Below are 13,839 nucleotides of genomic sequence, written 5' to 3'. Positions count from 1 at the left end.
AGAATGGACATTATCCGCGAGATAACCCCACTATCGGAAAAGGACTGCTTTTACATCGTAGACCGGCGTAAGACAGAATTTACCTATCCGATCCATTGCCACTCGGAGTACGAGCTCAATTTCATTGAGCACGCTCCGGGGGTAAGGCGTGTGGTCGGTGACTCTGCGGAAGTGATCGGAGAATACGAGTTAGTATTGATAACCGGGAAAGAACTGGAGCATGTCTGGGAGCAGAACGCATGTAAATCGCCTCTGATCCATGAGATCACGATCCAGTTCTCTCCCAATCTCTTCGGGAAGAATCTATTGGAGAAAAACCAATTCAACAGTATCCGGAAAATGTTGGAGAAAGCCCAATGCGGCATCAGTTTCCCGATGTCTTCCATCCTGAAGGTTTACCATTTACTGGAAAAGCTGGTTTCCGAGGAGCAAAGCTTTTATGCGGTCATCAACTTCTTAACCATCTTATATGAGCTTTCTGTCGAGGAGAACTACAAAGTATTGGCCAGCTCCTCATTCGCTAAAATAACAGATATCCATTCCGAGAGCCGTCGTATCCAGAAAGTACAAAATTACATTAACGAACGATACCAACAGGATATCCGCCTAAACCAACTGGCGGAACTCGTAGGTATGGCCCCTTCCGCTTTCAGCCGTTTCTTCAAGTTGAGGACCGGGAAGACCCTCTCCGACTATATCACCGATATCCGTATCGGTTACGCCGCCCGCATGCTGGTGGACACGCAACGATCCATCGCGGAGATTTGTTATGACTGCGGCTTCAATAACCTCTCGAACTTCAACCGTATCTTTAAGAAAAAGAAAAACTGCTCTCCCAAAGAGTTCCGGGATAACTACAAAAAGACAAAAATCATTGTATAAGAGACCTTTTTAACAGGGATAAATACATATCCCCCCCTATTTCTATACAAAATCCCCCCTTCTCTTTTCCTTCACACATCTATCTTTGCGACCAGTCACAAAGGCTTTCATGCCTACGGCTACCCCATCGATGTGTTAAAAATACACTCCGGCAAAAAAGTATTATTCTTGGATAAAATAGTATTTGAACGCACTTGGGATCCGACGTAATTTTGCGACAGAAATTAACAATACATATTAACAACAAAAAACAATTGCCTATGAGGAAGGACCGAAAATCTAATGTTTTTAGCAGTTAACCGCTAATGACCCTATTGAGTAAATGAATTTTAGTTTAGCCTTATATGATTTAATGTAAAAAATAATGAATTCAACAATTAAGAAAACGACGCTGTTTTTAGGCGCATGTATGGCCTTCCAGCTAGGTGGCATACCACAAATGTTAGCCGCCCCTAGTACTTCGATGGAAGTCATGCAACAAACAAAAAGAATCACTGGTACCGTGAAAGACGCAACAGGAATGGAAGTCATCGGTGCCAATGTTATCGTAAAGGGAACGACAAACGGAGTGATAACCGATTTGGATGGTAAGTTCAGCTTAGAGGCCGCCCCCGGCTCTATCATAGAGATCTCCTACATCGGTTATATGACCCAAGAGATTCCCGTAACCGCCCAAACATCCGACTTACAGATCACCTTGAAAGAGGACTCACAGAGCTTGGACGAGGTAGTGGTAGTAGGTTATGGTGTACAAAAGAAAAAGTTGGTGACAGGTGCTACCCTTCAAGTAAAGGGAGAGAATATCCAAAAATTAAACACGACAAACCCGCTAGGTGCCTTGCAGAGCCAAAGCCCGGGCGTCAATATCGTAGCGAACTCCGGCCAGCCGGGTAAGAGTTTCGATATCAACATTCGTGGTGCCGGAACAAACGGCAGCACGACTCCGCTATACATTATTGATGGCGTCGAAGGCGACATCAATTCCTTAAGTCCCGCCGATATCGAGAGCTTGGACGTATTGAAAGATGCCGCTTCCGCCGCGATCTACGGTTCACGTGCGGCCAACGGTGTTGTATTGATCACGACAAAGCAGGGCAAACAGGGTAAATTACAGGTTAGTTACGACGGCTATGTAGGTTTCCAGAACGTATATAAGATGCCGGACTTGCTGAATGCAAAGGAATACATGGCAGTCATGGACCAACTGAACTTCAACACGGGTAACCAACCTTACACGTGGACGAATTACATGTCACAAGAACAGTACAACCGTTACATGAGCGGCGAGGATGAGGGTACCAACTGGCTTGACGCAATCCGCAACAAGAACGCCATCACTACCAGCCACTCCCTGAACTTGGCCGGTGGTACGGAACGCTCCAAATTCTCCACGGGTGTATCCTACACGAAACAGGAAGGTACGCTAGGCAAGCCGGTCGCTTCCGACTACCAACGTTTCACGGTTCGCATGAACTCTGAACATATTTTGTGGAAAGAGGGTGACTTGGATATCATCACATTCGGCGAGAACCTGTACTATAATCATAATGAATCTTCCGGTATCTCCGAGGGTAATCAATACGGTAACGACATCTCTTGGATGTTACGTGCCAACCCGCTGGTTCCTATCTATAACGAGAACGGGGATTACTATATGTATGACGACTTGAACAAGGCCGGTTGGTTCAACTACAACTCTTATACGAGTAACCCGATCGCCGCAATGGTCAACTCCTCCCGTGGAAACAACAAGAGCAAAAACTACGGATTAACTATGGTTGGCTACTTGAAGGTACAACCAATCAAGGGACTCGTCTATAAAGGACAGGTCAGCTACAAACAGAACTCCAGTTCTTACCGTGGCTACAGTCCGGCTTATAAACTAACCTCTACCGATCAAAAACTAACCAATGAGGTTACCCAGAACATGACGACTGGTTGGGACTGGCAGATCGAGAATACGCTTAGCTACACCTTCAACATCGAGAAACACAACTTCGATGTATTAGTCGGTCAATCCTTCAAGAAGAGCGGTTTCGGTATGGGCGAGTATCTGGAGGCAACGGCGAACGACCTTCTGTTCTCCGACTGGGACCGGGCTTATATCAGCAATAGCATGGCTTCGCAACCGACCTCAGCCAAAGGATATCCGACAGGGGATAACGCCTTAGCGTCATTCTTCGGACGTATCAACTATAACTTCAACGAGAAATACATGGCTAGCGTGATCTTACGTACGGATGGTTCCTCGAACTTCGCCCGTGGTAAACGCTGGGGTACGTTCCCTTCCGTATCGGCTGGTTGGGTCGTGAGCAATGAAGATTTCATGGAAAACACGCACGACTGGATGGACTTCTTGAAGATCCGTGCCAGCTGGGGTCAGAACGGTAACTGTAATATCGATAACTTCCAATATTTCTCGACCGTAGCGTTCGACCACCTCGGACAATATTCCTTCGGCAACAACAAGGGTACGGCCACGCAAGGCGGTTATGCCAGCATCATGCCGAACGAGGACGTGACATGGGAGACTTCCGAGCAGCTAGATCTTGGTCTAGATGCCCGTTTCCTAAGCGGCCGATTGAGTTTGAACTTCGATTGGTACAACAAGAAAACCAAGGACCTGTTGATCGTTGCCCCGATCCTAGACTCTTACGGAACGAACGCTCCCTATATCAACGGCGGTACCGTGGAAAATAAAGGTGTCGAGATCGGCTTAGGCTGGAACGACCAGAAGGGCGACTGGACGTATGGCGTGAACCTAAACCTTGCCCATAACAAGAACGAGGTTACGCAGATCAACAACAAAGACGGTTACATCCTAGGTCCGGACAAGGTACTGGCCGAGAACACACGTCCTGTATCCCGTATGGAAGTAGGACACCCGATCGGTTATTTCTGGGCCTATAAAACGGAAGGTGTCATGCAAAACGCCGCCGACGTGCAGGCTTATCTGGATAAGAACTGTAAAGGCAACGCAGCCAACTCCCTGCAAGGTAGCTCCATCCAACCGGGCGACTTGAAATTCGTAGACGTGAATGGCGACGGCGTGATCAACGAGGACGACAAGACCGAAGTCGGCAACCCGCACCCGGATATCACGATGGGTCTAAGCTTCAACGTTGGTTACAAAGGATTCGATTTAGCGGTAACCACCTATGGGGCCTTCGGACAACAAAATATGCGCTCTTATCGTAAGTTTACCGACGGCAACGTGGAGAATTACACCTCCGAGGTATTTGAGTACTGGCACGGTGAGGGAACCTCCAATCGTTATCCTCGTCTGGTTCCGGGTAACACAGGTGTCAACTTCCAACAGATATCCGATATCTTCGTGGAAGACGCCAGCTATTTCCGCATCCAGAACGTTACTTTGGGCTACGACTTCAAGAACCTATGGAAGAACTGCCCACTGCCGCAATTACGTCTGTACGTAAGCGCCCAGAACCTCTTCACCTTCACGGGATACAAGGGTATGGACCCCGAAATCGGTACGAACGATAGTTATCGCGAGGACAATCCTTGGGCAAGAGGTATCGACTTAGGTTCTTATCCTTCACCCAGAACTTATATGGTAGGTGTTAACATTAAATTTTAAGAGAAAAGCAACATGAAAAAGTTAATATATGCAATATGTATGGGCGCTGCCGTAGCCTTCTCCAGTTGTGAGGACATGCTCGACACGACCAATTACACAGAGAAGACAACCGCTACATTCCCGGAGTCGTACGACGATGCCCAGCAAATGATAGCAGGCGTTTACGCCAGCATGGCATCCGTTTGCGCCAACCCCGAGAGATCGTTCCTTTATTACGCCCAACTAGCCAGCGATGACGCGCTAGGCGGGGGCGGCTCGAACGACAAGCTGATGCAGGCCATGGACCTGCTCTGCAACTATCAGTCCGACATGACCCGCCAGTTCTGGAAAGACCGTTATGCCGGCGTATTCCGTGCCAACAGCGCCATAGAGACCTTGGATAACTGTCCGGACTTTCCTTCCACGGAAGCACGTAACCAATTGATGGGCGAGGCTCTCTTCATGCGTGCCTATTTCTACTACGAGCTAGCCTCGATGTACAATCGTGTACCCCTAATCACTACATCCCAGACAAGCGATGTGCCACAGGCAAGCCCCGCCGAGATCTGGGGACAGATCTTGCTAGACCTTAAGACAGCCGCCGACATCATGCCCGCATGGCGTGGAGGTACGTCATCCCTTGAGGCAGGACACGTCGACAAGTACACCGCCGAGGCCATGTTAGGCCGTGCTTGGTTGTTCTACACCGGCATGTACGGGAATGGCGAAGATATAGCCGCCTTGACCAGCGCCACTTACAACCCGCTGACCTCCGTCACCTTGGCCGACGGCTCTACCCTAACGAAGGATCAAGTGATCTCTTATATCGATGATTGCGTGAACAATTCCGGATATTCCTTAGCATCCGACTTCCGTAGCCTTTGGGCTTACACGAACCGTTGCACGGTGAACGATTTCGAATACACCGCCGGAAAAGGATTGAAATGGGTAGAGGATGATAACGCCGTCAACCCGGAATCTATGTTCGCCATCAAGTTCAATAAGCTGGCCAGTTGGAATACTACCATCGCTTTCGCCAATGGTTACGCGCTTCATTTCGGTCTTCGCGGAGATCAAGACGTAGCAAATACCTTCCCCTTCGGACAAGGTTGGGGAGCCGGGCCTGTAGCACCGAATTTCGTGAACGATTGGGCAAGCGCAGAACCAAATGACATGCGTCGCGACGCTTCCGTATATCGTACGGACAAATTACCCGCTTATAACAAAGGCGGTTGGGCGGACTTCGTACAGGAAACGGACTACTATGCCATGAAATGGTCTCCTGTCGCATGCAAGACATCCAATGACGAGAGTGGCTACTTCAAGACCTTCGAGAACGAGATGTACGGAATCGATGGCTGGACGCAAGGCGCGAATAACCAAGCCTTGGACAACATCCACGACTTGGTATTGATCCGCTTCGCTGACGTTCTCTTGATGCAATCCGAGCTCAAGGGAGATGCCACCGGTATGAATAAGGTGCGGGAGCGTGCCGGCCTTCCGGCTATCGGCTACTCGCTCCAAGCTCTGCAAAACGAGCGCCGTTGGGAATTAGCTTTGGAGGGTACCCGTTGGAACGACATCCGCCGCTGGCACATTGCCGCCGCTGCCTTGCAGAAACAGATAGGTACGCCTATCTACATCGCTGGTAATCCTGCCACGAACAAGGCGCAAAATGGTGGTTACGCCTCCCGCTACAACACCTCCGCCGGTTTCATGAAGATACCTGAGAGCCAGATCTCACTCTCCAGTGAACTCCAGCAGAACGAAGGTTGGGGAGCGGACGCCGAGTACAATGGCTGGGCTAATTAATAACTTTTTAATTCAGAATATACAATCATGATAAAGAATATATATTATATAGTAATGGCATTGATCGCAGGAATGATGGTTTCCTGCGACCCAATCACAGAAAGTGATCCGGGCATATCCGCCAACTTAACCGAGGCGGATCTGCAAGCCCGTGTAGCGCTTACGCAAACGACGGCCGGACAAAACAAGTTCACCTTCTCCACCAATCCCACACTGACGGTACAGGTATTGGATCAAGACGGGGCCATCCTAGCCACCGGAACCGAGGGTTCCATCATTGGCACTCCTCCCCTCACGAGCTTGACCGTCCGGGCTATGAACCAAGACGGCTCCATCACCTCTTTCTCTAACGATGTGACGATCTCCGAGTATGTGGATGTGCCTTCTATTTATGAAGGATTATTCGGACCGGAGTATAATTCTGTAACTTGGGTTTGGGATACAGATGCCAGCAACGGCCTTTGGGGAAATGGTGCTTATATGGAAAGCACAGGTCCGGAATGGTGGCAAGTTCAAGCCACAGACATCGACCAACAATGTACTGAGAAAGGATATGCCAAAGATGGGTTAGAAGGTTGGATGACTTTTACCTTGGCTGGCAAGAAAGTAGAAACCAGCCGCGGTCAATCCGGAACAATCGCATGGGACTTATCCGCTGTAGCCAAAGAAGGTTGGGATCAAGGTACATTAACGTTCACCGGAACCATTCCTTTATTAGGACTGGTGAAAATGGGAGACACTGATGATACCTTCGCTCCTCAATATGAATATCACATCTTGGAAGCGGATGGTGAGCATCTTAAACTAGCGGCTCCGAAACCCGGCGCAGGTGATTGGGGAGAGGCTTGGTTCTGGAATTTTAAAACAAGAAAATAAAGAAAATATATCATGAAGAAAGTATTATTCATTCTATATTGCACTATTAACAACAACTGTTATTAATATCAATGCTGACGTAAATGGTCCATCACCTTCCTATGCCGCAGAAAGAGAAGGGTATTCAAAAATGTACGTTACAGCTCAAAATCAGGACGCCCATATATCAATGGTTATTGAAGATCAAAATTTCATGGAATATACTATCACCAGTGGTTTTTATAGTGGAGGTCCATGGGTTTACTTTGTTGAACATGGAAAGTATAAAGTTGTTTCCATAGATAAGGGATATAGAGTCTCTTGTAATGGATCTACAGTTCAAGTAGGATCTGTCATAACTTTTAGCGGCGCAACTGGGCATATTGGATTTTACGTAAATAATTGATCTAAAAATGAATATCACGATACTCAATGTTCTCCGTGACATTGAGTATCTCTGATCGGATAAATGAAGAAGATGTATCTCACTAGCAATATTTTATGATGAGATTATCCCAATAATTCATTCATTCTTGTTATATAAGAGGGGCGGAGCGTTTATCGTTCCGTCTCCTCTCTTTTTATCTTACACGGTACTCGCCCTGCAAATATCCTTCCGTCAACCAAACCGCTCTCCGGCCATCTTTTTGATTTCCATAGAGCATTTACCTTGACACACCTATTTTCCAAACCTAGCGAAATAGCGAGAAAGCAGTAGCAATAAGCACCCCTTTTTGTTAAAATACAGCGTTTTCCACACACAATAGGTGCCGGAAGCCTGCGTAACTAGTCGTATTAGGCAACGCCGATACTGCCGTTGGGCATCGTAAGTAGTCAAGAATAGGGTTATGAGTAGTCGCGAATGGGCATTCTTACCCTGTTATAACCCTATTGTAGCACCGTTTTTCTTCCCTTCCTGCCCCCAAAACATGAAATACGATGAATAAATTCCGCTAGAATAAAAGGCCGTTATTCAACATTAGCCTATCAACCAATCGATTGTCGTTTTTTTCTTTCGTTTTCGGGAGCATACCTTACCTTTACCCGAAAGAATCGATTCTCCATGACTTAAATTTACAAACTGTCACTTTGCTAAAAGACGCAAGACAAGGAGATGTCAAGTATCCGTGAAAGATGATACATCTTACAACGGTAATATCATACATCCTACAACAGTAAGATCATACATCTTACGGCGATAAGATGCTACAACTGTACCTTACTGAAAATAAGTTCGTGCATTAAACTCCATAATCGGACGTTTTAAACTGAATAACGTCGCAAATATCGCAGCGTTTCTCCTGTTCTAATGTCGCATCAAGTACTTAAAATATGTATATACGCGAAAGAGATAATTGGACATCATTCAGATAGGACGTTTCCGAGCTTACCGCACTCCTTGAAGAGGTGGGGCGTAAACGAGGAATGCTGTATGGCAGACTTGCCTCACACCATCCCCAACGTCTCAAACATCCCCCGGTAAACGGCGGCCTTCTCCTCCAACGGCCTCGGATAAGCTCTAGAGGATGAGGGCATGCGGAACAGCCTCATCGTCCTTCCCATACAAGAAAATTCCGACGAGAAGCCCACTTTCGGCTCCTCCGTGCCGGGCAATACGGAGAGGAGGGTATCCATCGCTTTCTGTCCGGTTACCACGATCGCCACGCATTCCGGTATCTGGGACAAGACCTTCTCCGGATCGATCGGCCGTACCACCTCAAGGAACTTATCGGAGGCGTTCGCTTTCAAGCGGATCACCTCCATGGCGGTATCACCGATCCCGATCCCCTTTTCCCGGCAGAAAGCCTTCGCCTTCTCCTCGCTGAACGCCTTCTTGTCTCGCAGGAACGCATCCTTGTTCCCATAGAAAATCAAGCCAAGGATGCGCCACATATCATTCTGGATATTCGGGTAATAAAAATCCATGCTCCAACGAGCTTTTGGAGGCGGGAAACTTCCCAGCATCAGCAATCTCGTATTCTCCGGGAGGAAGAAACCTAGCGGATGCAGCTCGGTGGTCATGCTTCCTTGTTCTTTTTGAGTTCCTTCTTCTGGTCCTCTTTCGCCAGAAGCACGACGTTATACACGAAGTCCGTGATCCATTGCTCGGAGTAGCCTAGTTTCTCGGCATACTTACGCACGCTCCACGCGGCCTTCTGCACGCTGATATCCTTCCACTCGGACTTGGTCAAGATATCGTGAACCGTCTTCGTCGTCATATTATACAGCAACTTCTTCACCAGCATGGAGAAGCGGAACTTCCACTGCATCAGATTACCAAGCAAGTTGAACAAGTCATTGCAGAAACCTTGGAACATGAAGAAATACGTCTTGATATCGTTCTGGTTCTTGCAGTTCTTCTTCACCGAGCTATCGATCTCCTTGAAGAAAGCCTCGCTTAGGCCGTAATCCTCCATCAACACCTTGCGCACACGGGATTTCTCGGCGACACCCAATTTGTTATTCTGGGTCGGTATCTTCAACATGCGTTTGAACAAAGCCATATCGGCGAGCATGTTCAAGTTGGTGATACCTAAGTTCACGGCCATAACGGCTTGATAATATACACGGATTAAAGATACGAACTCCTCCACGGAACCTTTGCCGGCCTCTTCCGCCTCAGATACGTTCTTCTTGAATAGCTTAGAAATAAAATTCATCGTACGATTATTAAATAGTTTCGAGCCGCGAATATACGAAAACTTACCGCCAATACAGAATAACTATTCAATTCTCTCCACCGTAACCTCCGGAAATTGCTCCATCAATAGCAACAGTGGACTTTCCTCCGTGTTTTTACGGGCTTTCAACACGATGCTGACGACGTACTCGTCCTTCTCCTGATGCCCCAGTCTTTTCATGTCATAGCTTACCAACAGGAAACCTTTCTCGTAGATAACACGGGCGATCCGGTTGATCGCCTCCTTGTCGGAGGTAGAGAATACCACCAAGGAACTTCGCATCCCGATGCTTTTAAAAATAACGCTCAACAGCTCCAGCCCGGCGAGCGTCAACAAAGTGGCGGCGATACCGAGCCCGTACATGCCTGAGCCGACGGCCAGACCGATACCGGCGGTCGCCCAGATACCGGCGGCGGTAGTCAATCCCCGCACGAATTGTTTCTGGATGATGATCGTACCCGCCCCGATGAAACCGATGCCACTCACCACTTGGGCGGCCACACGGCTCGGATCGAGACTTACGCTATTCTCTAGGATGACATCTTGGAAGCCATATTGGGAGACAACCATGATCAACGCGCTACCCAACGAAACAAGGAAGTGAGTCCGGTAACCCGCCTCCTTCGCACGGTACTCACGGTCTAGTCCGACAACGGCGCCCAGAATACCTGCCACGAAAAGTCTTAGTATGAAATCCCACATCATAATCAACGATCTTTTAGGTTTTACCCCGAAAGATAGGAATTATTTATTGATTCAGCCGCCATTCACGGTGATAAGAATCGATCGCCTCCCGGACGGAGCCATGTAGGAGCAGGAGGTTCTTGCTCTGCTCGTAATCCAGACGAAGCTCTTCCATGATCATACGGGTGCCACGGTCCACCAATTTTTGGTTGGTCAGTTGCATGTTCACCATCCGGTTCCCCTTCACCCGGCCAAGCTTGATCATCGTGGAGGTCGTGATCATATTCAGCACCATCTTCTGGGCCGTACCGCTCTTCATCCGCGTACTTCCGGTGACGAACTCCGGACCTACTACCGGCTCGATGGCGATCTCCGCCTCCGCCGCCATCGGAGAGTCCGGGTTGCAGGAGATAGAGGCCGTCAGGATTCCCTCGGAGCGTGCCTTACGCAGGGCGCCGATCACGTAGGGAGTCGTACCCGAGGCGGCTATCCCCACCAAAGTATCGTTCGTATTGATATGATATTGTTGAAGTTCCTCCCAAGCCTTATCCAGATCGTCTTCCGCCGACTCCACTGGATTCCGGAGCGCCCGGTCGCCGCCGGCGATCAAACCGATCACCAAGGTATTCGGCATACCATACGTGGGAGGGATCTCGGAGGCGTCCAAGACGCCCAAGCGACCACTCGTACCCGCCCCGATATAGAAGAGCCTACCGCCTCTCCGCATTCGCTCTACGATACGGGTTACCAGCTTCTCGATCTTCGGGATCTCCCGGCCAACGGCGATCGCCACTTTCCGGTCCTCGTTATTGATGCCTTCCAGCAACTCCCGGACAGACATCTGATCCAGATTATCGTACAACGATTCCGACTCGGTTATCTTTTGAAATGCCATAACTCATTCATTTTTTTCTTCGTTCGTAAAATGATACCGGATCAATCCGTTCATGGGAGCCTGTACGACCGTACCGACCTTCAAGCCTAAGGATAAGGCCGCCGCTCTCAATACCTCCTGATAATAATAGGCGATAGAGCCTACGAAATGAATCGGGTACGTATCAGCTCCCGGATATAACGCCACGTTACGGAGGAAAAAGCTACGGAAACTCGTATAGACCAAATTATAAATCGGTTGCTCGGTGATATTCTCCAACAAGAAACGGGACAAGGTAGCCAAGAAACGATTCGGGAAAGGTTGTTTATATACCCGCTCCAACAATAAGGCGGGCGTCAACTCATATTGATCCATAAACTTCCGAACCAAAGGCGCCGGCAACTGACGCTTCAAGCAATCCCCTACCAATAACTTCCCGAGCACGGCGCCACTACCCTCATCCCCCAGAATGAATCCCAAGGGAGAGATATGCTCCGTTATCTCCGTCCCGTCATACAGACAAGAATTCGATCCCGTCCCCAATATACAGGCGATTCCCGGACGGCTCCCGCATAAGGCACGAGCAGCCGCCATCAAGTCACTATACACCTCTATGGGAGCCGGGATATAAGGCGTAATCGCCTCTTCCACGATCCGGTTCTTCTCCGGGAAGGCGCAACCGGCGCCATAGAAGTAAATGGCATCGATCCGCTCACCCTTCAAGGCGGGCAATAAGGCATCCCGGATTTCTCCGGCGATCTCCTCCCGTGTCTGGAAGAAGGGATTGATACCCGCCGTCACGACCGTACGCACCGGTCTGCCTTGATCCGCCAGGCACCACTCCGTCTTTGTAGATCCGCTATCCGCAATTAATATCATACACTTATTATAATATCAAATTCTGGAGAATATATACCACCGCACCAGACAAATATCCCGCCAAGGCCAGCAGCGAGATATTCTTCAAGTACCAAATGAAATTGATCCGCTCCAGGCCCATCACGACGACTCCGGCGGCGGAACCGATGATCAACATACTTCCACCTACTCCTGCGCAATAAGCCAAGAACTGCCAGAACACGCCGTCTTGCATGAAGTTCGCCAGATAAGCCGGATCAGTCGCCGCAGCCACCATAGCGTCCGTAGCCACCGGGTACATACCGATAGCACCCGCTACCAACGGAACATTATCCACGATAGACGATAAGGCGCCGATAATCAGGTTCACCGCATACACATTGCCTACCGTATCGTCCAGCCAGAAAGCGAAATCCGACAATACGCCGCTGCAACGCAAGGCATCCACCGCCAAAAGGATTCCGAGGAAGAATAACAAGGTCGCCCCGTCTATACGGTGAACCACCTTGGACAAGCGCAATTTCAAGTCCTCGTCGATCGGTTTACGGGCGTATAGCATCTCCGTATAGAACCAAAGAATACCCACTCCCATCAAGATACCCATAAACGGGGGAAGATGAGTAACCGTCTTGAATACAGGCACGAACAATAAACACAACACACCGATGATCAAGATCGATAACTTCTCCTTATCCTTCAATTTCTTCAGCAACTCATTGTCCGCCTCCATTTGCGAGAATGCGTTAGGGGGCGTCACGTTGCCATGCAAGAAACGCATGGCGATCAAGACCGGGATCAACGCCGATACGATACTCGGCAGGATCAAATGGGGGATCGTGGATGAGGTGGAGATATTTCCCCTTACCCAAAGCATGATCGTAGTCACGTCGCCGATCGGTGACCAAGCGCCACCGCTATTCGCCGCTATAATAATGATACTGCCGAACACCCACCGCTCTTTATAATTCCCGAGCAACTTACGGATCAACATGATCATGACGATCGAGGTGGTAAGGTTGTCCAACACGGCCGACATAAAGAACGTGATCACGGCGATCAACGCCAGCAGTTTCTTCTTTTTCTTCGTGGTAATATGATTCGTGATAAACATGAAACCGCCATGGGCATCGATCAGCTCCACGGTTATCATCGCCCCGATCAGGAATATAAGTGTCTCGGCGATCTCTCCGATACTATCCAGAACCTGATGCTCCACGACGAACCGGGTACATTGTTCCTTAAACGTTAAAGAACCCAAAGAGGGGAACGATTCCAAGAACAAGCTGAATTCCTCTGCCGAGGCCCTCGGGATGAAAAACGGGGCCGCGTACGTGTACATAACCCATAAGACCGTACCGATAAGCAAAGCCGTTCCCGCCTTGTTTATCTTTAGAGGATGTTCCAATGCGATCATCAAATAACCGACAAGGAACACAATGACCATTGCTGTCAACATAACTTCATGATTTAGGTTTAAACGCTACAAATGTAGAAATAATAACTCTGTAACACGATAGAAAGACGGAATGTTTTTTAAGATAATTTTACCAAACATGCGAAAGGAACCGGACTGCTCCGATTCCTTTCCTATTCTCTCGAGGGAAAACTATAACCCC

Annotated in this window: 10 protein-coding genes; 4 read left to right on the top strand and 6 right to left on the bottom strand. The window is 48.7% G+C overall.

Annotated elements, in window-relative coordinates; translation table 11 throughout:
- The first annotated feature begins 3 nt into the window (after positions 1 to 3).
- The 4 genes from CI960_RS03550 (at position 4) to CI960_RS03535 (ending at position 7,147) form a co-directional block, all read left to right on the top strand.
- Complete coding sequence (locus CI960_RS03550) at positions 4 to 882, top strand: AraC family transcriptional regulator (RefSeq protein ID WP_005855260.1); 879 nt, start codon at positions 4 to 6, stop codon at positions 880 to 882.
- Between the two features lie 364 nt (positions 883 to 1,246).
- Positions 1,247 to 4,480 carry a TonB-dependent receptor gene (locus tag CI960_RS03545; RefSeq protein ID WP_005855258.1) on the top strand — a complete coding sequence of 1,078 codons (3,234 nt, stop codon included), beginning with the start codon at positions 1,247 to 1,249 and terminating at the stop codon, positions 4,478 to 4,480.
- Between the two features lie 12 nt (positions 4,481 to 4,492).
- Positions 4,493 to 6,271 (top strand): RagB/SusD family nutrient uptake outer membrane protein, encoded by a 1,779-nt coding sequence (locus tag CI960_RS03540; protein WP_005855257.1) that lies wholly within the window; start codon positions 4,493 to 4,495, stop codon positions 6,269 to 6,271.
- A 27-nt stretch (positions 6,272 to 6,298) separates the two neighbouring features.
- Positions 6,299 to 7,147: a hypothetical protein gene (locus tag CI960_RS03535; RefSeq protein WP_005855255.1), complete on the top strand. Its 849-nt coding sequence runs from the start codon at positions 6,299 to 6,301 to the stop codon at positions 7,145 to 7,147.
- A 1,425-nt stretch (positions 7,148 to 8,572) separates the two neighbouring features.
- On the opposite strand, the gene CI960_RS03525 is transcribed toward CI960_RS03535, so the two are convergent.
- The 6 genes from CI960_RS03525 to nhaD form a co-directional block, all read right to left on the bottom strand.
- Positions 8,573 to 9,148, bottom strand: coding sequence for a uracil-DNA glycosylase family protein (locus CI960_RS03525; protein WP_005855251.1), 576 nt, complete (start codon positions 9,146 to 9,148; stop codon positions 8,573 to 8,575).
- A complete protein-coding gene (locus CI960_RS03520; protein WP_005855249.1) occupies positions 9,145 to 9,786 on the bottom strand; it encodes a hypothetical protein in 642 nt (213 codons plus the stop codon). The genes CI960_RS03525 and CI960_RS03520 overlap by 4 nt, the downstream gene beginning before the upstream one ends.
- 63 nt (positions 9,787 to 9,849) lie before the next feature.
- Entirely contained in the window at positions 9,850 to 10,512 is a 663-nt protein-coding gene (locus CI960_RS03515) for an MgtC/SapB family protein (protein ID WP_005855247.1), read from the bottom strand.
- Positions 10,513 to 10,555: 43 nt separating this feature from the next.
- Entirely contained in the window at positions 10,556 to 11,386 is an 831-nt protein-coding gene (gene murQ, locus CI960_RS03510; RefSeq protein ID WP_005855245.1) for an N-acetylmuramic acid 6-phosphate etherase, read from the bottom strand.
- Between the two features lie 3 nt (positions 11,387 to 11,389).
- Positions 11,390 to 12,244 carry an ATPase gene (locus CI960_RS03505; protein ID WP_005855243.1) on the bottom strand — a complete coding sequence of 285 codons (855 nt, stop codon included), beginning with the start codon at positions 12,242 to 12,244 and terminating at the stop codon, positions 11,390 to 11,392.
- A gap of 7 nt (positions 12,245 to 12,251) precedes the next feature.
- Positions 12,252 to 13,679, bottom strand: a complete 1,428-nt coding sequence (gene nhaD, locus CI960_RS03500; protein ID WP_005855241.1) for a sodium:proton antiporter NhaD — start codon at positions 13,677 to 13,679, stop codon at positions 12,252 to 12,254.
- Positions 13,680 to 13,839 lie beyond the last annotated feature (160 nt).

Origin of the sequence: Parabacteroides sp. CT06, assembly GCF_002257605.1 — a bacterium.
GTDB lineage: Bacteria > Bacteroidota > Bacteroidia > Bacteroidales > Tannerellaceae > Parabacteroides > Parabacteroides distasonis.
The sequence above is the reverse complement of the archived record's forward strand: the minus strand, read 5'-3'. Positions and strand labels throughout refer to the sequence as shown.

Bases quoted from the DNA above. Each gene is read 5' to 3' on its own strand.
- CI960_RS03515 (WP_005855247.1), bottom strand. From the start codon at position 10,512: ATGATGTGGGATTTCATACTAAGACTTTTCGTGGCAGGTATTCTGGGC.
- murQ (WP_005855245.1), bottom strand. From the start codon at position 11,386: ATGGCATTTCAAAAGATAACCGAGTCGGAATCGTTGTACGATAATCTG.
- CI960_RS03545 (WP_005855258.1), top strand. From the start codon at position 1,247: ATGAATTCAACAATTAAGAAAACGACGCTGTTTTTAGGCGCATGTATG.
- nhaD (WP_005855241.1), bottom strand. From the start codon at position 13,679: ATGTTGACAGCAATGGTCATTGTGTTCCTTGTCGGTTATTTGATGATC.
- CI960_RS03535 (WP_005855255.1), top strand. From the start codon at position 6,299: ATGATAAAGAATATATATTATATAGTAATGGCATTGATCGCAGGAATG.
- CI960_RS03505 (WP_005855243.1), bottom strand. From the start codon at position 12,244: ATGATATTAATTGCGGATAGCGGATCTACAAAGACGGAGTGGTGCCTG.
- CI960_RS03525 (WP_005855251.1), bottom strand. From the start codon at position 9,148: ATGACCACCGAGCTGCATCCGCTAGGTTTCTTCCTCCCGGAGAATACG.
- CI960_RS03520 (WP_005855249.1), bottom strand. From the start codon at position 9,786: ATGAATTTTATTTCTAAGCTATTCAAGAAGAACGTATCTGAGGCGGAA.
- CI960_RS03540 (WP_005855257.1), top strand. From the start codon at position 4,493: ATGAAAAAGTTAATATATGCAATATGTATGGGCGCTGCCGTAGCCTTC.
- CI960_RS03550 (WP_005855260.1), top strand. From the start codon at position 4: ATGGACATTATCCGCGAGATAACCCCACTATCGGAAAAGGACTGCTTT.